The 21,872-nt window shown below is 45.2% G+C and carries 19 protein-coding genes; 5 read left to right on the forward strand and 14 right to left on the reverse strand.

What is annotated here, in order from left to right; all coding sequences use genetic code 11:
- Entirely contained in the window at positions 1-984 is a 984-nt protein-coding gene (gene acuI / locus JaK3_RS00985) for an acrylyl-CoA reductase (NADPH) (protein ID WP_068319770.1), read from the reverse strand.
- A gap of 87 nt (positions 985-1,071) precedes the next feature.
- On the opposite strand from acuI, the gene JaK3_RS00990 reads away from it, so the two are divergent.
- From JaK3_RS00990 to JaK3_RS01000, 3 genes are read left to right on the forward strand one after another with little or no spacing between them, the layout of a single operon-like run.
- Positions 1,072-1,368, forward strand: a complete 297-nt coding sequence (locus JaK3_RS00990; RefSeq protein WP_068319772.1) for a hypothetical protein — start codon at positions 1,072-1,074, stop codon at positions 1,366-1,368.
- 9 nt (positions 1,369-1,377) lie between these two features.
- Positions 1,378-1,878 (forward strand): flavin reductase family protein, encoded by a 501-nt coding sequence (locus JaK3_RS00995; protein WP_068319774.1) that lies wholly within the window; start codon positions 1,378-1,380, stop codon positions 1,876-1,878.
- A 26-nt stretch (positions 1,879-1,904) separates the two neighbouring features.
- On the forward strand, positions 1,905-2,567 hold the full coding sequence (locus tag JaK3_RS01000) for a glutathione S-transferase family protein (protein WP_082786337.1): 663 nt from the start codon (positions 1,905-1,907) through the stop codon (positions 2,565-2,567).
- An 18-nt stretch (positions 2,568-2,585) separates the two neighbouring features.
- Here JaK3_RS01000 and JaK3_RS01005 read toward each other — a convergent pair whose 3' ends face one another.
- The 9 genes from JaK3_RS01005 to JaK3_RS01045 form a co-directional block, all read right to left on the reverse strand.
- Positions 2,586-5,621: an efflux RND transporter permease subunit gene (locus JaK3_RS01005; protein ID WP_068319776.1), complete on the reverse strand. Its 3,036-nt coding sequence runs from the start codon at positions 5,619-5,621 to the stop codon at positions 2,586-2,588.
- 7 nt (positions 5,622-5,628) lie between these two features.
- Positions 5,629-6,768 (reverse strand): efflux RND transporter periplasmic adaptor subunit, encoded by a 1,140-nt coding sequence (locus tag JaK3_RS01010; RefSeq protein ID WP_068320640.1) that lies wholly within the window; start codon positions 6,766-6,768, stop codon positions 5,629-5,631.
- A gap of 169 nt (positions 6,769-6,937) precedes the next feature.
- On the reverse strand, positions 6,938-8,476 hold the full coding sequence (locus JaK3_RS01015; protein ID WP_068319778.1) for an efflux transporter outer membrane subunit: 1,539 nt from the start codon (positions 8,474-8,476) through the stop codon (positions 6,938-6,940).
- A gap of 217 nt (positions 8,477-8,693) precedes the next feature.
- Complete coding sequence (locus JaK3_RS01020; RefSeq protein ID WP_068319784.1) at positions 8,694-9,497, reverse strand: hypothetical protein; 804 nt, start codon at positions 9,495-9,497, stop codon at positions 8,694-8,696.
- 22 nt (positions 9,498-9,519) lie between these two features.
- Positions 9,520-11,352, reverse strand: a complete 1,833-nt coding sequence (gene glmS, locus JaK3_RS01025; protein WP_068319786.1) for a glutamine--fructose-6-phosphate transaminase (isomerizing) — start codon at positions 11,350-11,352, stop codon at positions 9,520-9,522.
- Positions 11,352-12,890: a bifunctional UDP-N-acetylglucosamine diphosphorylase/glucosamine-1-phosphate N-acetyltransferase GlmU gene (gene glmU, locus JaK3_RS01030; RefSeq protein ID WP_068319788.1), complete on the reverse strand. Its 1,539-nt coding sequence runs from the start codon at positions 12,888-12,890 to the stop codon at positions 11,352-11,354. The genes glmS and glmU overlap by 1 nt, the downstream gene beginning before the upstream one ends.
- On the reverse strand, positions 12,887-13,795 hold the full coding sequence (gene ttcA, locus JaK3_RS01035) for a tRNA 2-thiocytidine(32) synthetase TtcA (protein WP_068319790.1): 909 nt from the start codon (positions 13,793-13,795) through the stop codon (positions 12,887-12,889). Before ttcA ends, glmU begins: the two co-directional genes overlap by 4 nt.
- A 30-nt stretch (positions 13,796-13,825) precedes the next feature.
- Entirely contained in the window at positions 13,826-14,221 is a 396-nt protein-coding gene (locus JaK3_RS01040) for a dihydroneopterin aldolase (protein ID WP_068319792.1), read from the reverse strand.
- Positions 14,222-14,243: 22 nt separating this feature from the next.
- Complete coding sequence (locus tag JaK3_RS01045; RefSeq protein ID WP_068319794.1) at positions 14,244-15,053, reverse strand: SDR family oxidoreductase; 810 nt, start codon at positions 15,051-15,053, stop codon at positions 14,244-14,246.
- 25 nt (positions 15,054-15,078) lie between these two features.
- Here JaK3_RS01045 and JaK3_RS01050 point away from each other — a divergent pair, with 25 nt between their 5' ends.
- A complete protein-coding gene (locus tag JaK3_RS01050; protein ID WP_068319796.1) occupies positions 15,079-16,266 on the forward strand; it encodes a class I SAM-dependent methyltransferase in 1,188 nt (395 codons plus the stop codon).
- Positions 16,267-16,275: 9 nt separating this feature from the next.
- Here the strand turns inward: JaK3_RS01050 and JaK3_RS01055 are convergent, their stop codons facing one another.
- Genes JaK3_RS01055 through JaK3_RS01065 form a run of 3 tightly spaced genes read right to left on the reverse strand, consistent with a single transcriptional unit; the run spans position 16,276 to position 20,309 of the window.
- Positions 16,276-17,406, reverse strand: coding sequence for a tRNA nucleotidyltransferase/poly(A) polymerase-related protein (locus JaK3_RS01055; protein WP_068319798.1), 1,131 nt, complete (start codon positions 17,404-17,406; stop codon positions 16,276-16,278).
- Complete coding sequence (locus JaK3_RS01060; protein WP_068319800.1) at positions 17,406-18,314, reverse strand: complex I NDUFA9 subunit family protein; 909 nt, start codon at positions 18,312-18,314, stop codon at positions 17,406-17,408. Before JaK3_RS01060 ends, JaK3_RS01055 begins: the two co-directional genes overlap by 1 nt.
- 36 nt (positions 18,315-18,350) lie before the next feature.
- The gene (locus tag JaK3_RS01065; RefSeq protein ID WP_068319802.1) at positions 18,351-20,309 is read right to left on the reverse strand and encodes a lytic transglycosylase domain-containing protein; all 1,959 of its coding nucleotides are present in this window, start codon (positions 20,307-20,309) and stop codon (positions 18,351-18,353) included.
- Between the two features lie 93 nt (positions 20,310-20,402).
- Between JaK3_RS01065 and JaK3_RS01070 the strand changes: the two genes are divergently transcribed.
- Positions 20,403-21,020, forward strand: coding sequence for a 5-formyltetrahydrofolate cyclo-ligase (locus JaK3_RS01070; protein WP_240480845.1), 618 nt, complete (start codon positions 20,403-20,405; stop codon positions 21,018-21,020).
- Here the strand turns inward: JaK3_RS01070 and metF are convergent.
- The gene (gene metF / locus JaK3_RS01075; protein ID WP_068319806.1) at positions 21,009-21,839 is read right to left on the reverse strand and encodes a methylenetetrahydrofolate reductase [NAD(P)H]; all 831 of its coding nucleotides are present in this window, start codon (positions 21,837-21,839) and stop codon (positions 21,009-21,011) included. The two genes, JaK3_RS01070 and metF, sit on opposite strands and share 12 nt — an antisense overlap.
- Positions 21,840-21,872: the final 33 nt, after the last annotated feature.

Raw genomic sequence — 21,872 nt, forward strand, 5'->3', positions numbered from 1 at the left:
TTATTTATTAACGTCGACAATCAAGCGTCCACGTACATTGCCTGCCATTAATTCTTGCGCATATTTAATGGATTCTTCAAGTGAAATTTCATGTGAGATTTCATCCAAAGTTTTCAAATCCACTAATTTGCTTAGTTGCTCATAGGCAGCGATTCTTTTTGCACGCGGCACGGTCACACTATTGATGCCGTAAAGAGTAACGCCTCGCAAAATAAATGGCGCAACAGTGGATGGAAAATCCATGCCTTGCGCTAATCCACAAGCCGCTACTGCACCATCACTCTTGGTTTGTGCACAAGCATTTGCCAAAGTATGACTACCAACGCTATCTATAACAGCAGCCCAACGCTCTTTTGCCAGCGGCTTACCGGGTGCAGATAGAGCGGCACGATCAATTACTTCGGCTGCACCTAATTTTTTAAGGTAGTCCGCTTCGGCCAATCGACCAGTACTGGCTACAACGGTGAAACCCAACTTACTGAGCAGCGTAATGGCAAAGCTGCCCACGCCTCCAGCAGCTCCTGTTACCAAAACTTCACCATCACTTGGCTTAAGTCCATGCTTTTGTAATGCCATGACACAGAGCATCGCGGTGTAGCCGGCTGTACCAATTGCTAATGCTTGTTTGGCAGTAAATCCTTTTGGTAATGGAATCAACCAATCAGCCTTCACACGAGCCTGCTGCCCCAGACCACCCCAATGTCCTTCGCCCACTCCCCAGCCATTGAGAAGCACCATATCGCCAGCCTTAAAGTCAGGGCTAGTACTTTCTATTACCTCGCCTGCAAAATCAATCCCGGGCACCATCGGAAAGCTACGCACTACTGGACCTTTGCCGGTAATGGCTAGGCCGTCCTTATAGTTAAGTGTGGAATACAGTACCTTTACACGAACATCGCCCTCTGGGAGGCTAGCCTCATCTACCTGGGCCAATTCTGCACGATAGCCTTGATCGTCTTTATTTACCAATATTGCTTTAAACATATCTCATCCTTTTAGAGCGAGGTATTTCCCCGCAGCAATTGCTTAATAGGTTTATCCTAACGAGCATTGCTGATTATGGAGGTTTCCATGAAAAAAATTCTACTATTAACTACGATTTCTGGCTTGATGCTGTCTGGGTGCTATTCAACCCAGGTCAACATGTCTATGGGCAACATGCGCCTCATTAGCTCTAGCGCTGCTCCACAGGATGTTATGGATTTTGCAACCAAAACCTGTAGAAATGATTTCTATGAAGGCGCCAGCTTTTTATCTAAAGCAGGCAAGGAATATCGCTTTAAGTGCGTAAAAGCTGAAGAAAACGAAATCTTGATTCCTATTCCCGGCACAACCATTGCAGCTCCTGCAAAAACTGAAGCAAAGTAAACAAGCCTAATGACCCCATTTACCTCACAAGAGCTGCGCAAAGGTTTTTCATCGTTTGCCACCGGGGTCACTGTCATCACTTGCCTGGATGAAGAAAATAATTCCCACGGCATCACCATTAGCTCGTTTAATACAGTCTCGCTCGAACCGCCACTCATCCTCTGGAGCCTGAAAAAGCATTCACGCCTCATGCCCTGGGTTGAGCTTGGCAAAAAACACCTGATTCACGTCCTAGAACGCTCGCAAGAAGATCTGGCAATGCATTTTGCTACGGTGAAAGTGGATCAATTTAATGGTATTGACCATAAGCTTGCAGCTAGCGGACTTACTCAAATCGATCATTGCGTAGCCTATTACGAATGTGAAACTGTTTGCGTTCATATTGGCGGCGATCACAACATCATCGTTGCTAAAGTCATTAACTTAAAAAATCATCCAGAACGAGAGCCTCTCATTTTTGCGCGCAGTAAATTTGTTGGTCTTGATTTCACAGAAATCCAATCTAGCTAATTACAGCTATCTTCCAAGGAAATACCATGATGCGTTTATGGGGTCGTAAAAGTTCTATTAACGTACAAAAAGTATTGTGGTGTCTTGCAGAGTTGGGCCTTAAAGAAGGCAAAGATTTTGAGCGTATTGATGCTGGGCTGCACTTTGGGGTCAACAACACGCCTGAGTTTTTAAAACTCAATCCAAACGGTTTAGTTCCCACATTAGAAGATGGTGACGTTGTACTCTGGGAGTCCAATACCATCATGCGTTACTTGGCACGTCAACATGACAAGGCTGGACGCTTTACTACTAACATCAAGACTCAATACGAATCTGAGAAATGGATGGATTGGCAATTGGGCACGATGTGGCCAGCGCTACGTATTGCATTTTTGGGGCTAACCAGAACCCCAGAAGCTGAACGTAATCACCAAGCTATCTTGAAGGGCTATCAAGAAACTAATCGACTGCTTGGCATGCTTGATCAAACACTAGCCAAAAAAAATTACTGCTCAGGCAACCAATTTCAAATCGGCGATATCGTTCTCGCCCTCTGTGTCAGCCGCTGGATTCTACTAAATAAAACCTTCCCACAGCAAACTGGAGAACGCGCAGATCTTAAGAATATTAATGCGTGGCTTACACGCCTTGAAGAAGAAACTTGCCTTAACGATATTGCCGAAAAAGAGCTTAATATCGTTAAGTAGTTTCTCTGATTTGTATTTTTACTGCTGTTTAAATTTCTTAGCGTGGTGATCGGCACCGATAAATAAGTACATTGCGGGCACCACAAAGAGTGTGAACAATGTGCCAATCGATAAGCCGGTAAAGATCACAATACCCATAGACTGTCGACCCGCAGCGCCAGCACCTGAGGCGATCACCAATGGCAACACGCCCAAGACCATCGCGGCAGTCGTCATCAAAATAGGGCGCAAACGAACGCTGCTAGCCTCTACGATGGCATCAAGCTTACTGCGTCCAGCTTCTTGTAATTCATTAGCAAATTCCACAATCAAAATTCCGTGCTTACTAATCAAGCCCATCAGTGTGACTAACCCCACCTGGGTATAGACGTTTAAGGTGGTGAATCCTAGATTAATAAAGATCAAGGCACCAAATAAAGCTAACGGCACAGAAACCAAAATCACAATCGGATCACGGAAGCTTTCAAACTGAGCCGCAAGTACCAAGAACACGATCAAGATCGCAAAGAACATAGTGACTAGGAAGCCACCGGACTCAGCCATAAATTGACGTGACGGGCCAGCATAGTCCATGCTGTATCCATTAGGCGCAACTTCTTTCAAAGTCTGGCGCATGAACTCCAGCAAATCTGCCTGTGAGATAAACGGTGTGCTTACGCCCGAGATCGTCGCGGAGTTCAACTGCTGAAAGTGGTTAATTGATTGAGGCACTACTCTTTTTTTAATTGTTGCAATAGTGCGCGCCTGGACCATAGCACCGCTTGGGGTGCGGATGTAGTAATCTAAGATTTGATCTGGATTTAAGCGATCAACTTGTTTCACTTGTGGAATTACACGATAAGAGCGTCCGGATACCGAGAAATAATTCACAAAGCCGCCACCTAAAGCAGCAGAGAGTGACGCGCCGACTTGCTGTTGAGTCATCCCCAAAGCCGCTACTTTTTCACGATCGATTTCCAAAACATCCTGCGGTTTATCAATCTTCAAATCAGAATCGACGAAGAAGAAGTTACCGCTACGGCGTGCCTTATCCAATACTGCTTGGGATACTTCATTGAGCTGTGCATACGATTCTGTGGTGTTGATCACCACCTGAACTGGCAAGCCCTGCGCACCAGGCAATGCTGGAAACTGGAAAGCGGCTACACGTGCGCCTGCAATCGTATTCCACTTCTGTTGCATGTCTTCTTGAAACTTCGTGGCATTGCGCTTACGCTCACCCCAGTCCTTGAGCAAAATACCACCGAAGCTAGAAGTTGGACTTGTGATCTGAAAGGCCTGCTCATACTCTGGTTCTGCTGCAGCGATTGCGTAAATTTGATCCGCATAAGTCTGCATTTGGTTAACCGTACTATTAGGCGGTCCGGACGCCTGCATCAAAACAATGCCTTGATCTTCTGTTGGCGCCAATTCAGCACGTGCAGTTGCGTAAAGATAGGCAACACCACCCAGCAAAATGACGCCCATCACAATGATGACTTGCCAAGTGCTCAATAATTCACGCAAAGTGCTTTGATAGCTGTGATGCACCTTATCAAAGATGCGATCAATTTTTTGCACAAATGATGAGGCTTCTTGTTCTTCAGTAAAAATGCGAGAGCACATCATCGGCGAGAGCGTTAACGCAATTAATCCAGAAACCGCTACCGCACTGGCCAAAGTAAACGCAAATTCCGTAAACAAGGCGCCGGTTAAACCACCCTGAAAGCCAATTGGGATGTACACCGCAATCAGCACGACCGTCATCGCCAAAATAGGACCACCCAATTCGCGCGCAGCAATTAAAGAAGCCTCTAAGGGCGACTTGCCCTCTTTCATATGACGATCAACGTTTTCCACCACAATAATGGCGTCGTCGACCACCAAACCAATTGCCAGCACCAAGGCCAACAGGGTGAGCAAGTTAATGGAATAACCCAAAACCTGCATTAAGAAGAATGTGCCAATAAGAGATAAAGGCATTGCAATGACTGGCACTGCAACAGCACGTGCACTGCCCAAGAAGAGGTAAATCACTACGGTCACAATGACCAAAGCTTCCAGCAAAGTTGAAATAACTTCGTCAATAGAGCTAGTAATAAATTTAGTTGAGTCGTAAACGATCTTGCCGGTCATACCAATTGGCAATTGCTTCTGAATATCAGGAACTACATCTCGAACACGTTGTGCTACATCCAACAGGTTTGCTTGTGGAGCCACCTTAATCGCTATGAAGACCGAGCGCTTGCCGCTAAAGGCCACATTAGTGTTGTAGTCCTCAGAACCCAGCGTGACGTTTGCCACCTGCTCTAAATAGACAATATTTACACCATCTCTTTTGATAACTAATCTACGAAACTCATCAAGGGTGTGCAGATCGGTGCCAGCCACTAAATCGACCGCAACCATATCGCCCTTGGTGCTACCAACGGCCGAAAGATAGTTATTTGCAAACAAGGCGTTGTAGACATCATCCGCACCAACACCCAGGCCGGCCATCTTTTCTCGATCAAGCCAAGCGCGTAAGGCGAACTTACGACCACCAGTAATCTCTGCGTTTTGAACACCCTCAACAGAGTCCAACTTTGGCTTTACAACACGCAACAAGTAATCGGTGATTGCGTTATTGGGAATTTCATCGCTATAGAAACCCATGTACATTGCAGCAGTAGATTGACCAACCTGCACCGTCAAGATCGGCTGCTGTGCTTGGGGTGGCAACTGATTCTTAACCGCACTAATTTGAGTTTGTATCTGCGTTAATGCTGCGTTTGAGTCGTAATTCAATTTCAAGGTAGCAATAATGGTAGAAACGCCACTTACGCTAGTTGAAGAGAGGTAATCAATACCCTGAGCTTGAGCAATAGAGGCCTCTAGTGGCTGAGTAATAAAGCCTGCAATAGTCTCTGGATCTGCGCCGAAATATGCTGTTGTGATAGTCACAATCGCATTCTGCGTTTGGGGATACTGATTTACTGGCAAAGAGCCAATTGATTTCAGTCCAAATATCAATACCAGCGCGCTCACCACCATGGAGAGCACCGGCCTACGGATGAATATGTCAGTCCAATTCATCTGCTATTTATTCCTGCGGCTTTGGATCAGGTGAGTTTGCCGGCAGCACCTTGTTGTTAATAATTAGTGGCGTGCCATTCTTTAACTTCAGCTGACCACTAGTAACAACGGTTGCTCCCTCATCAACACCTTTGAGAATAGCCACTTGATCGCCACGTGTTAATCCAGTTGTGACAAATACTTGTTGTGCCTCAAGAGTAGGATTGCCTTTCTTATCCTTCTTGCCAGTTGGTTTGGCAATAAAGACAGTTGAACCATAAGGGTTGTAAGTAACTGCTGTTTGCGGGAGAGTTAAATACTTCACCTGATCGCCAAGCTTGATATTGACGTTAGCAAACATGCCCGGCAGAATTTTCTTATCTGGGTTGGCCAGTTGAGCCTCAACCTGAATATTGCGGGTATTAGTGTCTACCTTTGGACTAACGGCCGTGATCTTGCCTGTGAAGCTCGCATCTTTAAATGCATCGGTCGTCACCACCACCTCTTGGCCAACCTGAATTTGCTCAGCATTATTTTGCGGCAAATTGAAATCTACAAAAATTGGATCCAAAGTTTGTAGTGTTAGCAACTTATCTCCAGGGTTCACATATTGACCTGGATTGATAGCCACAATTCCGATGCGCCCACTAAATGGCGCCTTAAGATTTTTCTTGGCTACTAATGCCGTCTGCTGCTCAACCTGAGCCTGCTTCGATTTAGCATCTGCAGCACTCGTATCAAATACGTTTTTACTAATTGCCTGAATTGCCAACTGCTGCCTATCGCGCTCATTAATCACCTTAGCCAAATCTGCCATGGCCTTTAATGAATTCAACTGAGCGACATCAGAAGTGTCATTTAACTTAATCAGCAAATCACCTTCTTTGACGTCCTGCCCAGACTTAATAGGTACCGTTTGTACAAGGCCGCCCAATTCAGTGCTGAGCTCAACGCCCCTAAATGCACGCACATTACCAACACTCGTTAACTTGGGCTGCCACTCAGAAGACTCAACCACCATAGTCGATACCGTTGCAGGAGGTAAGCCCATTCCAGCAATAAAATTCTTAATTAAAAAGGTCTTTAACTGATTAAAAGCAAAAATTAAACCCAGCAACAGAAACACGCCGCAGAGCATGATGGTCATACGGCGGGGTAGTGGCTCCATAGCCATTAATTTTTCATGTGCTTTAGTGCCGCGCCATTTTTGCCCCATGCGAGCCCAAAAAGCTTTTGCCTTTTCCCAAAGAGCAATGGCTCTCTCGCGTAATTTCCACTCAATTGCTTTGCGTTTTGTCCATGCCCATAAGGCAAGAACTAAAGCAATGAGCTTGTTCTTAATTTGTTCCAGAAGTTTCATTTTGATCTTTTTTCGCTATGTCTTTTGGTTTAAAGGCGGGGCCTTCACGATTCCACCAGCCACCACCCAGCGCTGCAAATAATGCTGCTGTATCTGAGAAACGAGTTGCTTGTGCAGAAACGGATTTCACTTTTGCTTGTTGATATTGATTTTGGTAATAGAGCACTGCTAAATAACTTGCTGTGCCTAACTTGTATTGCTGCTGTACTAAATCCAAAGTTTCATAGGCATAACGCTCTGCGTCTGATGCTGCTTTAAGTGCCTGAGCACCAGTCTCTAGAGCACGTAACGCATTAGCCACTTCTTGAAATGCATTTAAGACAGTTGCCTGATATTGAAAAGCAGCTTGCTCGTAGTTAGCAATTGCACCACGACGTTGCGCCAATAGCTGACCGCCTTGGAAAAGCGGCTGCAAGATACCGCCACCCAGAGTCCATAAAGATGAGTTAGGCCCAAATAAACTGCTTGATGTCAGTGCCGCAGCGCCAATCGATCCGGTGATATTAAATTGCGGCAATAGGTTGGCTGTTGCGACACCCACAAAAGCGTTCTGCGCTTTTAGTTGTGCCTCTGCAGCTCGTACATCAGGGCGCTGGCGCACAAGACTGGAAGGCACAGAGAGAGGTAATTTCTCTGGCAATTTTAAATTTGCTAAATCAAATTTAGCAATATTTGCATTGCTAGGAATCTCACCCACCAATACGGCCAACTGGTTGCGTGCAAATGCTAGATTTCTTTCATAGTTGAACAGATCCACTTGAGAGCTTGAAACCAATGTGCGCTGCGATGTAACGTCAACTTTTGAAACCGTACCAATCACTAATTGCTTCTCGGTTACTTCAGCAAGATTGGTTTGAGCTTTCAAAATTTCTTCCGTTGCCTGCATCTGCGCACGAAGAGCTGCTTCCCTCACGGCACTAGTTACCACATTGGCGGTCAAAGAAAGATAAGCGCCTTCCAACTGAAACTGCGCCACTTCTGCTTGCGCACGCGCACCTTCTACCGCCCTACGCGCCCCTCCAAATACATCTAACTTATACGTAACATTTACTGAGGTGTTGTACAGATTGTAAGTATCGGTGCCATAGTTCAAACCGTAAACAGCTGATGGCTGCTTCTGTCTTAAGGCATTTGCGCCAACGCCAATTGCTGGAAAGTACTGCCCACCAATTTGTGCATTGACGTTTTCTTGGGCTGCGCGGAGTGCTGCATCAGCTGCGCCTAAATTTGGATTTTGCTCAAGCGCTTTTTTAATAAGTACATCAAGCTCGGGAGATTTATAAAGCTCCCACCATTGCGCTTCAATATCAGCACCTTCAACAAACTCTTGATCACTACCCCCAGGCACACCAGGAGCAGTTGTGAGTTTTTTGGTAAGAGGGGTTTCAGTATATGAAGAGGTCTTCGGTGCCTCAGGTTGCTTAAAGTCTGGTCCAACCGCGCACGCAGAGAGAACCGCCACACAAATTAATGGGATTAACTTCAAACTTGAGCTTGGGCTTATCAACGAAAACATGAGTTGCAACAAATATCCTCTTTTACAAGAGTTATTTTAACACAAAAATGCAATCAGGGCTCCGTAAAGCCCTGATTTATCTACTGAATTTTGTTCATAACTTTAGGAGAATGTCAAACTAATGAAAATTTATTCAGCTATAGCAGATTGAAATTGAAAGAAGTTCTAATTTGGAGCCACCAAGCATACAAAATTTAGGCTCAAGCCCTAAAAACAATTAGTTACTAAATTTGTAGAGATCTATCTTGTCCACCGGCTTATCGGATCCGCCGAAGTATTTATTTTGGAGATTTGAGTACTCATCAGCCCACTTCTGTAGGCCCTCAATAAATTTCACCTTTTTAGGATCTTGCTTGTAATTTGTTTTGAACCATGGAGACATAGTTGAATTACCAACAGAGGGGTTTTCTAAACCATAGGTGCTTGGAAAATAAAAGAGATCGAGACGAAGTATGTTTCCCCGATGATCATACTCAGACGTTTGCACCCGAAGGGCATTTGAATCAAATTTAATTCCTTTGGAGTTATAAAACTCTCGGACCTTATTTTGACCTGGAGTGGATGACTGAAGATACCCTGTTGCCATAATGTTAGTGCAGCGCTGTTGCCATAGATCCGTTCCATATTGATTAGAGTAAATAAAATTATCATTTACATCATTACAATAATTTGGGTCCCACCTGTAGGCATGTGACTCTAAATTGGTAGTAAAAAATATTGCGGCAACAAGTTGATTGCTTTTATTAACTTGTGCCAAAACCATTTCTCTTAGAGACACTGGTTGTATTCTGTTACCCGCTAATGCATTGTTAACTGATGGTCTATCCCAGGCGCTAACAACAATCCATTCTCCTCCAGGCAGCGGAATAGATCTCAATAAGCTCTTTCCTGCGAGACCATCTATATGCACCTGATAGCTGCCACTGATAAGGTCGCCTTGCTTTGGCAGATCGTTGGATGCAAGACAAAAGTTGATATTAAAAAACATCAACATGAATAAGGTAGTTAATCTTTTTTTCATGCTTAAAAATTACTTTTTAGCCCTACTCTACTGTGACGCTCTTTGCTAAATTTCTAGGCTTGTCTACATCAGTACCACGTACGCAGGCCGTGTGATACGCCAATAACTGCAGCGGAACTACGTGCAGGATAGGCGAAAGATTGCCATAGTGCTCCGGCAAGCGGATGACGTTAATGCCATCACTATTCACAATCTCGGTGTCATGATCAGCAAATACATAGAGCTTGCCGCCACGTGCTTTTACTTCTTGCATGTTGGATTTGAGTTTTTCTAGCAACTCATCTTTTGGGGCAACTGTCACTACCGGCATCTTATCGGTCACCAATGCAAGCGGTCCATGCTTTAACTCCCCAGCAGGATATGCCTCTGCATGAATATAAGAAATTTCTTTCAGCTTTAAGGCACCCTCTAGTGCGATTGGGTAATGCAAGCCACGACCTAAGAAGAGCGCATTTTCACATTTAGCAAAAGCATCACTCCAGGCAATTATTTGCGGCTCAAGCGCCAACACTGCATGCAGGGCTTTAGGTAGATGACGTAATTCGCGAAGTAATTCTTTTTCTTTTTCAGCAGAGATTCTGCCGGCACGTTTCGCCAATGAAACTGCCAAGAGATATAAGGCCAAGAGTTGTGTAGTAAATGCTTTCGTTGAAGCAACACCAATTTCAGCTCCAGCTTTGGTCAAGAAATGCCAATCAGTTTCACGAACCATGGCACTACTAGCCACATTACAAATTGCTAAAGTGTATTTATGTCCCAAACTCTTGGCATGACGTAAAGCAGCCAAGGTATCAGCCGTCTCGCCAGATTGTGAAACAACAACAATCAACGTTTTTGGATTAGGAACGGTAGTCCGATAGCGGTACTCACTTGCAATTTCAACTTGTGTCGGAATACCGGCGATGTCCTCTAACCAATATTTAGCAACACAAGCAGAGTAGTAGCTGGTGCCACAAGCCAAAATCAAAATTTGATCGAAGGCTTTCCAGTCTTCAGGACTTGCATTAAATAAACTGGGACCAAATTCAGCAATATTGGCCAGCGTATCGCCGATTGCGCGAGGTTGCTCAAAAATTTCTTTTTGCATGTAGTGCTGATACGGCCCCAAATCAACCGAGTCAGCTTGCGCAGGCATAGGCTTCAACTCTCTTTGGGCAGGCTTACCCGCCTGATCAATCACCTCAACACTATCCGCCTTAAGAACTGCAACATCACCCTCATCCAAATACAGCATGGAATGAGCACGGCCGGCCAAAGCCAGGGCATCAGATGCTAAAAAGTGCTCATGGTCCCCGATTGCTACCACTAGAGGTGATCCGACGCGCGCGCCCACCAGGGTGTTTGGGTTGTCTTGGGCAATTACGCCGATAGCATAGGCGCCATGCAATTTTGGGAGCACTGCTCTAACTGACCGTGCAATATCTTTTTGCCCACTAGCAACATATTGCTGATGAACTAAATGAGCGATCACTTCCGTATCAGTTTCAGAAGTAAACACATACCCAGCAGCTTTTAATTCTGCGCGAAGTGATTCGTAGTTCTCAATAATCCCGTTATGTACAACTGCAATTAAGCCATTGGAAATATGTGGGTGAGCATTTTGTGTATCTGGCTTGCCATGAGTTGCCCAGCGAGTATGGGCAATACCAAGCGTACCAATAAAATCCTTGCCTTGCTCGGCTAACTCAGAAACGCGTGCAGTAGTACGCGCCCGTTCAATTGGGTGTTTAGCATCATTGCCATTGATGACCGCAAAACCACAAGAGTCGTAACCGCGGTACTCTAAGCGGCGTAAGCCCTCAACCAAAACATCAACAATATTTTTATGGGAGGCTGCGCCAACAATACCGCACATTATTTCTTACCTTTTGCAGTTTTCTTAACTACTTTTTTAACCACTTTCTTCGCGGTCTTCTTCGCTGATTTTTTTGTTGCTACCTTTTTAGCTGCCACTTTTTTGGCGGCTGGCTTTTTAACAATACTCTTTTTTTCTTGCTTTACAGGACGCTGCCACTGAAATGAAATTTGCTTTGCCCTCGATACAGTCAACTGGTTTGCTGGCGCATCTTTAGTGAGCGTTGTACCGGCACCCAATGTGGCGCCGCGACCTACGCGCACTGGCGCAACGAGCTGTGTATCTGAGCCAATAAAAACATCATCTTCAATGATTGTTTGATGCTTGTTAACGCCGTCGTAATTACAAGTAATAGTACCGGCACCAATATTGACTCTTGAGCCAACGATGGAGTCACCAACATAAGCTAAATGGTTGGCCTTGCTATTGGCAGCAATTTTGCTGTTCTTGACTTCAACAAAGTTACCAATATGAACGTCGTTTGATAAATCTGCACCTGGGCGTAAGCGGGCATATGGACCAATCAGAGATTGATTGCCTACTTTTGCACCATCTACATGGCTGTAGGCATGAATCACTACGCCCTTACCAATTACGCTATTGCGAATCACACAATAAGGACCAATTTTTGTACCAGCGTCTAAAGTAACGCAGCCTTCAAATACACATCCAACGTCTATTGATACATCCGTACCGCACTCTAAAGTACCGCGCACATCAATGCGTGCCGGATCAGCCAGAGATACGCCCGCATCCATTAATTGATTAGCGATATTAAGTTGATGAACGCGCTCAAGTGCAGCCAGTTGATCGCGACTATTGACGCCAACAGTCTCAAACTCATCATCGGCCTGTGTTGTCCGAATTGGTACGCCATCTTTGACTGCCATGGCGATCACATCGGTTAAGTAATACTCGCCCTGTGCATTACTTGCACGCAAAGCCTTTAACCATTTTTTTAATGAGTTTGTTGGCAGCACCATGATGCCGGTATTGATTTCTTGAATCTGTTTTTGCGCTGGAGTTGCATCTTTCTCCTCAACAATCTCTTTTACCGAGCCATCGGCATCGCGCACGATGCGGCCATAACCAGTTGGATTGCTTAAGTTTTGCGTCAGGAGTGCAAGCGCACTATCTTGACTTCGCACGCCATCCGCCAATTTTGCTAATTTTGCGAGAGTCTTTTTTGCTGTCAGTGGAACATCGCCATACAAAACTAATGTGGGCTCTTGAACATCTAATTTTGGCAATGCCTGCAATAAAGCGTGACCGGTACCCTTTTGCTCGGCCTGAAGTGCAGTCACTACTTTGCTAAAACTTGGATTTTCTTTGCTGGCATTAAATAGAAATGATTTAACGTCTGCCGCCCCATGCCCAACAACAACAACAGGGCCTGTTTTTGCCTTCTTATCCTGTAGCGAAAGTGCGGTACTGAGGACGTGCTGAAGGAGGGGTTTGCCTGCTAGATTTTGCAGGACCTTGGGCAGAGCGGATTTCATCCGCTTTCCTTGCCCAGCAGCCAAAATGACGATATTCATAAAGGGGGATTATAAGTCCCCTGAATCATGGTTCCACAGGCTAATTCGTCTAATTCCGCCTCATCAATTGCCTTGTCGCCAGCAGATCTAGCGGCAATCCCAGAGAGCTCGGTGGAAATCTCCAGACTTTTAAAATTAAAAGCCTCGCCATCCATCAAATGGGATGGGACGATATGGTGCATAGAGCGAAATAAGTTCTCCACTCGACCTGGGTGCTTTTTCTCCCAATCGCGCAGCATTTCTTTCATCACCTGGCGCTGAAGATTGGGCTGACTGCCACAGAGATCGCATGGAATGATAGGGAAGTTCATATCTGTTGCATAACGCTCTAGCAACTTTTCGGGAACGTAGGCTAAAGGACGAATGACGATATGTTTGCCATCATCAGATCGCAACTTTGGTGGCATGCCCTTGAGCTTGCCCGCATAAAACATATTGAGCATCAAGGTTTCTAAGATGTCATCGCGATGGTGTCCCAATGCAATCTTTGTTGCACCTAATTCATCTGCGACGCGATACAAAATTCCACGGCGCAAACGTGAGCACAATCCACAAGTGGTTTTACCTTCAGGGATCACACGCTTCACAATGCTGTAAGTATCTTGCTCTTCAATGTGATATTGAACACCCAAACCCTTTAGATAATTGGGTAATATTTCCGCAGGGAAGTTGGGTTGCTTTTGATCCAAATTCACCGCGACGATTTCAAAATTGATTGGTGCGCGCTCACGCAACTTCATCAAAATATCGAGCATGGCGTAACTATCTTTACCACCAGATACGCACACCATCACTTTATCGCCATTCTCAATCATGCCAAAGTCACCAATGGCTTGACCAACCAAGCGACAGAGTTTTTTCTCTAACTTGTTTTCTTCGAAGACAACTTTACGAATATCGCCCATAACTATTACGTCCTTTTCTGCACTGTTGCTCTAAGACGTCTTAATACGAAATACTTCAACACCTACAGAGTGGCAATCTGGATACACATCAGGCTTAGCTGTACTAACGCGCGCAGCTAACACTTTAGGATGCAGCAGCATGGCTGTCACGATGTCATCACAGAAGGTTTCCTGCAAATGAATATGGCCCTGAGAGGCCCTAGCCTTAATGGTTTCACGCATAAAGTCGTAATCCACCACCTCATCTAATTGATCCTGAGTTGGCGTATTCATCGCCAAAGGAATATAGAGATCTACATTCAAGATAACGCGTTGCTCTGCTTTTTTCTCAAAGTCATGAACACCGATGTTGATATAGATTTCATAGTCACGCAAAAATAAGCGACGGCAGTCAACAAGAGCAGGATGAGAAAGAATGGCGTGCATTTAATTTACTTTTTAAAAATACTTAATTGGTTTTGAACATCACATCGCGAGTAGAGGGCAATAAATGCTGTCCACCATCTACATATAAAGTAGTTCCAGTAATAGCACTAGACTCCGCTAAAAATACTGCTGCTATTGCAATATCTGCAGGTGTTGAAGATTTTCCTAGTGGTGTCATTTGATGCGCTTTAGAAAAACCATCATTCGTTTGATCGCCAGATGGAAGCGAGATTCCAGGCGCCAATCCCACCACTCGTAGATGCGGCGCAAAATCCATTGCCAATAATTCAACAGCAGAAAGTAGTGCGGCTTTTGATAGCGTATAAGATAAATAATCTGGATTGAGATTAATGAGTTTTTGATCTAGCAATTGAATTACCGATGGAACAACCTCTGATCTGTTTGACTTGCTTTTTTGATATTCAAACATCAGTTGAGATAACAAAATTGGTGCCGTCAAATTGACCTGCATATGCTCTTGTAAGCTTTTTCCGCTTAAAGGGGTATCTGAACTGGCGCGATCATATTCAAAAATAGAGGCACTATTGACTAAGCAGCTCAGATGCGGAAAAGCAGTACTTACGACTTTAAAAAGATTATTCGTCGAGACTTCATCGGCTAAATCTGCCTGAAAAGCCTGAGCTTTAACTCCAAATCCCTGAATTTCTTCAACGGTTTGGGCGGCCTCTTGACCTGATCGCCCATAATGAACAGCAACATCCCAGCCCTGACGGGCAAACTGCAAGGCAATTTCTCGACCGAGACGCTTTGCGGCGCCAGTCACTAAAACTGCCTTTGGTTGCTGGGATAGGGATGTTGAACTAGGGTTCAATTAAATTCTCTTAGACTAGCGAGCTATGGATATTACCTTGACCAGCCTTGAAATGGAGCATAGTGCGCTTCTAAAGGCCAAAATAGCCTCTCAAATCGCCTCTCAGGGCGGATGGCTGCCCTTTTCTCGCTACATGGAAATGGCCTTATATGAGCCTGGTATGGGCTATTACAGCGCCGGGGCTCACAAACTGGGTGCGGGTGGGGATTTCACCACCGCCCCTGAGTTGAGCCCCTTATTTGGCGCAGCTATTTGCTCAACCCTCCTACCGATACTTGAGGGCCTCAAAGACAAAGGCTTGCCCACACAAATTTTAGAGTTTGGTGCAGGTACAGGAAAATTAGCCACATCCATACTCACACGCCTAAATGACCTTGGATTTCAATTAGACCGCTACGACATTATTGAAATTTCGCCAGATTTAGCGCAGCGTCAACAGGAAAGCATTAATGCAACGGTTAAACAACTTAATCTAACAACACAACGCAATTGGCTTAGCAAATTACCTAAAAATTTCAAAGGCATCATTCTTGCTAATGAAGTGATTGACGCCATTCCGTGTGATGCCATCATTTTTAAAGATGGCTTTTGGTATTGGCATGGAGTTGCCGTCGAGAATGAGGCCCTCACTTGGAAAGCGGGTTCACCCGTTGAACAAAAGTTGCTTCCCAAGAGTTTATTAAGCAGCAACTTCTCTGAGGGCTATGTCACCGAACTACACACACCGGCAAATGCTTGGATGCAGCAAGTCGCAAAGCATTTAGAAGTTGGCTTGTTTCTGACATTCGATTATGGCTTTCCGGAGAGTGAGTACTATCACCCCCAAAGACTTGAGGGTACGCTGATGGCTCATCATCGTCATCATGCGATTCAAGACCCTTTTTATCTCCCAGGTCTTTGTGACCTAACAACGCATGTTGATTGGTCACAGATTGCACGTAGTGCATTGACAGAAAATGTAGATGATGTGTATCTCACTAATCAGGCTGCATACCTACTAGATGCAGGCATTGGCGATATCGCACTTGAGATTGGCGATCCTAGTGACCCAGAAACATTTCTTCCAATATCCAACTCTCTACAAAAACTATTGTCCGAAGCGGAGATGGGTGAACTCTTTAAGGCCTTTGCATTTTCTAAGAACTTAGAAAGTTTGCTGCCAGGCCATGTCCTTGAAGATCTGCCAGGTCTACGCGGCAGAAATAGACTCTAGTAACTTGCTTTAAGAATTCAACGCTGCAGTAATTGCAGCCAATCTTGCGGACTCAAAGGCGCCACCAATGCGCTCGCCATTTGAGCGATCCTCTGCTGCAATGCTTGCAATAATTTCTGCGGTATTGATTGCTTGGGTGTTCTTCATTGCATTTACTAAAGGCAAGACATTCATCCCCAGCTTGTCTGCAAGATTCAGAATTGCTTGAGCGCGCTCTGGCTTGCGCCACAGATCTGCACGGTTAAACCAAGCCAAAATATCTGTAGCTTGATAAGAATGATGGAGGTGTTTATTTACTAAAACTCTCAGGTCACTAAAGATTTCAGAGTAATCACGCACTTCGATTGGCATACGAACACAATCAGCCCAAGAGCGAATTTCACCAGCAGGCAAATCCATCAAGGTAATTGCGCAACGCTCATCCAAGCCATTACTGGCACATGAGAAGTGCGTAATTAACGCCTCCCGAAAAGACTCTTCAGATAACTTGGTGACCAATGTCGGCGGCAATAGCACACTAGCAGCACCGGTAGTCAATAAGACCTGGAACAAATGCATGGGCTTTGCAGCAATCAAGCCTCTAGCTAGCTCCTGCCAAATACGCTCGGCCGACAAAGCATTTAACTCGCCCGACTGAACAATTGCCTTTAACGCTATGAGTGTTTCTTCTGCTACGCTAAATTCTGGGAAACGCGCAGAGAATCGAGCGATACGCAATAGACGTAGTGGATCTTCTGCAAATGCATCGGACACATGCCGGAATATTTTGGCAGCTAAATCTTCTTGACCGTTATAAGGATCAATAATTGGTCCAAACTGTTTTCCGTCTGCACCTACCTCTTGCGCCATTGCATTAATTGTTAAATCACGACGCTCTAAGTCTTGCTCCAAGGTAACGGAAGGATCGGCATAGAAATGGAAGCCTTTATAGCCATGGCCCGTCTTGCGCTCAGTGCGCGCAAGCGCGTATTCAGCCTGAGTCTCTGGATGCAAGAAGACTGGGAAATCTTTTCCTACAGGGCGGTAGCCCTTCGCAATCATTTCTTCTACGCTGGAGCCGACCACAACATAATCAATATCGTGCACAGGCAAACCCATCAGGGTGTCCCTGATAGCACCGCCCACTGCATAGACTTTCATTACTGCATGCCCTCTAGGCTACGACGACTCATTTTGAATACATCTGCCAGTGCATCGACACTGTTTGCGGGCAAAGTATTAGGTAATTGCATCGAGGCAATATTGTCACGAGACATTAAAGTGGGTCCGGGCAAGAACTCAAATGCGAGTGCCTGTAAATAGCCCACAAAAGCGGGTACCGGAATAATGGCGCAACTTGTTTTTGCTCTTCGAGCGGCAAACTCAACGATTTCTTTCATCGTATAAACCGTTGGGCCCACCAAATCATAAGATTGATGAATTGTTTGCGGCATTGATAAGGATTTCACAAAAGCAGATGCAACATCATCCACACTCACCGGCTGAAACTTAGCCTGATGGTTGGCTAAAGGCATAGCAGGGAATAACTTAGTCAATTTAGAAAACAAATTAATAAATTGATCTTGCGCACCAAAGATGACCGATGGTCTAAAGATGGTCCAATCTAAATTGCTTGCCTTGACTGCAGCCTCACCATCGCCCTTGCTGCGCTGATACATGGAAGGGCCATTGGAATCTGCGCCTAGTGCACTCATGTGCAAATACCGCTTTAAGCCATGCAACTGCATCGCCGTAATAATATTTTTTGGCAAATCTACATGAGCCGCTTTAAATACTTTTCCATAAGGCTGAGCTGGCTTGTCATGCAAAACACCAACCAAATTGATCACTGCTCCATTTTTATCAATACGCCCACAAAGACTTTGCAGTTCATCAAAATCATGAATATCAGCATCTTCAACGTGGACCTTAGGCAGCATTCGTAATTCACGTGCGGCAGCCAAGTGGCCTGTTGGAATCAATACAGAATAGCCTGCAAGCTGGAGTTGCGCCGCAATCACTCGCCCTACAAATCCATTGCCGCCAATCAGAAGGATGTCGTATTTCATATGAGGCTCTCTTTGCCTGGAGAGGCAATTAATTGTTTAAGGAAGTTCAGATTGAGTCGCAGCCTTCGGCGCAATTACACCCAATTTTTGCTTTAAAGATTGTGTTTGGCCATTCATTACAGACGAATAGTAATTTGCATTAGAGAGTACGTTCTTTACATACACACGTGTTTCCGTGAATGGAATGGTTTCTGCAAAAATTGCGCCTTCGGTTGGGCCTGATAATTTTTCACGCCAAGCTTTTGAGCGAGAGGGTCCTGCGTTATAGGCCGCCGAAGCCAAAACCCAAGAGCCATCTAGATCCACGAGAACCATATTTAAATAATTACTACCCAATGTCAGGTTGGTATTAGTGTCGCTCAGCTTGTCATTAGTGTAATTTGTCATGCCAATTTTTTTGGCTACGTACTTAGCAGTATTAGGCATCACCTGCATCAAGCCGGATGCACCGACAGAGGATGAAGCATTCATGATGAAGCGCGACTCCTGACGAATCAAACCATATGCCCAAGCAAGATTCAAATCGATTTGACGCGCAATGGGGGATAGCTCTTCTTTAAATGGTGTTGGGTAACGCAAACTAAAGTCATGTTCTTGCTTTGTACGATCAGCGGTATTCACAACACGGTCGTATAGATGAATACGCTTCGCATACTCAGCGGCAGCCAATAACTGCTTATCAGTCATATTGCGCAATTCCCAATTCCACTCGCGATTACCTTCAAAGCGCAAGTTCATGGCATACAAACGCTCACCACGAATAAATCCTTTACGGCTTGCCATTGCATCAATCTCTTGCTCAGTCACCTTAGTCTTGGCAGGCGCATGATTTGATTTACCTAGCTCTTCACGCGCCAGTTGACCATAAAAGTTGTATTGATCAGCAATCAACTCAAAACTATCTTTGGCTTTAGCATCCTGGCCCTCAGCCTTTAGTGCTCGGCCATACCAATAGGTCCATGCGGGATCTTTAGCACGCACTGCTGGATTCATGCCATCAATCGCGTTCTTTACTAGGGGCCAATCTTTGGCACGTAAACCAGCTCGCACTTTCCACTCTTGCGATTCAACTGAAAGTAGTTCGTTGTAACCAAGCTCTTGCTGCAAACGATAAGCATCATCGGCATTGGGATCTAACTTCTTAGCCAAAAACTGTCCGATTACACCCCATGCAACTGCTTGGTTCTCTTTGCTATAGCGCGAAGCATTTTGAGAAAAGTCGCGATAGGCTTTAGCAGGATCTGCCTTAGCGGCTTTCACAATATCCCCTATTGGATCTTCACCACCAAGTCGGCGCGCCATAGTGTCAAAACCTCTTTCACTAGCAGCACGGCCAATTGCCTTAGCTTCGCTAGGCGTCATGCCACCAGCAGCAACTAGCGAGGGCACCAACTCTTGGCAAGCCTGCCCAAAGTAACCCGGATCCAATAAGACTGAACGCGAATCAATTGCTAGCTTAGTTGGGTTCTCGCCCTGTGACAACTTAGATAGCAAGGAGTAGCACTTCACTTGCGTATCGTCATCCAATACAAATTTAGCGTACTCAGCATCAAAGCGTGCCCAATCCCTGCGCTTACCCAAAACCAAAAGCCAATCATTGCGCATACGATCTGCTAGTGCAGTGCCTTGATATTGATTTAAGAATGCAACGACTTGAGCATCCGCGCCATAGTCATTACGTGCGCCTCCAGCGCTATCAAACAACTGTGGCTTGATGCGGAAATAAGTTACGTAATCATCAAATGGATAGTTAGCTAAATTTGAAGAGAGTTGCTGAGTCCGAAATACATCGTTCTTTTTTGCAGCCTCACGAAGATCAATAAACATCCGATCGGTATCGGTAATTTCTGCGGGAGCAGCTTTGCTCTCATATGACTTAGGTAGGCTTGGCTTTTTGGTTTTTTCTGCAAAGCTACTAGACATGCCAAGCGCTAGGCCCAAGATCAGAATCTTAGCCATCAAAAGGTGCTTGCTACTGAATATTGCGGACTTCATTCTTACTATCTAACCCCATATCTATTTACCTGACTGTAGTCAGGCAACAACTTGATTACTATATCCTTTAATTTTCGCCTGATAATGGTCGATATGCACGGTAATTCAGCAAAAACTCTTCGTCAAAATTTATTGAAGCAACGGACTATGTTTGCTGTCGAGCATGATTACGCTCAAATTCAAGCGCGCCTCATCGATCACTTAAATGAACTGCTATCGGAACAAGGCGATTCCTGGCAATCTATCGCTCTATATTGGCCTATTCAGGATGAGATCGATTTGCGCTCTACCTTGGTTGCTTGGGCTAAAAAAGCCCCCTATAGGACTCTTTCACTGCCATTTGCGCGCCCCGATAAACATCTGGATTTTTATGAATGGCGCCAAGGGGATCAATTAATTCCAAGCAAGCATGGCGTACCAGAGCCCAACCCAGAAAATCCTGCGCGCCCGCAACTGACCCCTGACTGCATCCTCATCCCCTGTGTTGGCTGGTCTTGCTCTGTAGTTGACGGCAAAACACATTACTGGCGTCTGGGTTACGGGGGTGGTTACTTCGATCGCACTCTGGCGCAGCTACGAAAAAATAACCCAAACCTCATTTGCATGGGGATTGGGTTTAATTGGCAAAAATTAGATGATTCTCAATGGGCTGCTCAAACGCACGATGAGCCCTTAGATATGCTCCTGACGGAGTCTGGATTACTTCGTTAAATCTAAGTTATCTGCAATAGCCAAAACTGCATCAGCCTGATTGAGCGAGTAGAAATGAATTCCAGGCGCGCCAGCAGTCAATAACTGGTCACACAAGTCAGTCACCACCTCTTCGCCAAATGCACGAATAGATGCAATGTCATCGCCATAAGATTGAAGACGCAAACGAATCCAGCGTGGAATTTCTGCGCCGCATGCATCTGAGAATCGCAATAACTGGCTGCTATTGGTGATCGGCATAATGCCCGCGATGATCGGCTGAGTAACACCCTGGTCATATGCCTCATCCACAAAACGGAAGTAGGCGTCACTGTTATAAAAATACTGGGTGACTGCAGAGTTCGCGCCCGCCTTCATTTTTTGCACAAAGAAATCAACATCGCTAGCAGGTGACTTCGCCTGTGGATGTGTTTCTGGATATGCAGCGACATCGATATGAAACCAATCGCCTGTTTCTGCACGAATAAATTCAACTAATTCATTGGCATGATGAAACTCGCCATACTGGCCCATGCCAGATGGCAAGTCACCGCGCAAAGCCACAATACGCTTTACGCCTAAGGCTTGATATTGCTTGAGCATCTCGCGCACGCTTTCACGTGAGCTACCAACACAAGATAAGTGGGGGGCAACCGCTGCACCAGCAGCATGAATATCACTCACCACTTTTAATGTGCCAGACTGTGTAGAACCACCGGCACCAAAGGTCACGGAATAAAACGTAGGCTTAAGCGTTTCAGAAAAACGCTCACGCACAAGATGCAACTTACTCTCACCTTCAGGTGTTTTTGGAGGAAAGAATTCGACGCTTAATTCCATGATTTTGGGCCTAGGTATCTATTGAACAGTGAT

This window comes from Polynucleobacter yangtzensis (assembly GCF_001595965.1).
GTDB classification, from domain to species: Bacteria; Pseudomonadota; Gammaproteobacteria; order Burkholderiales; family Burkholderiaceae; genus Polynucleobacter; species Polynucleobacter yangtzensis.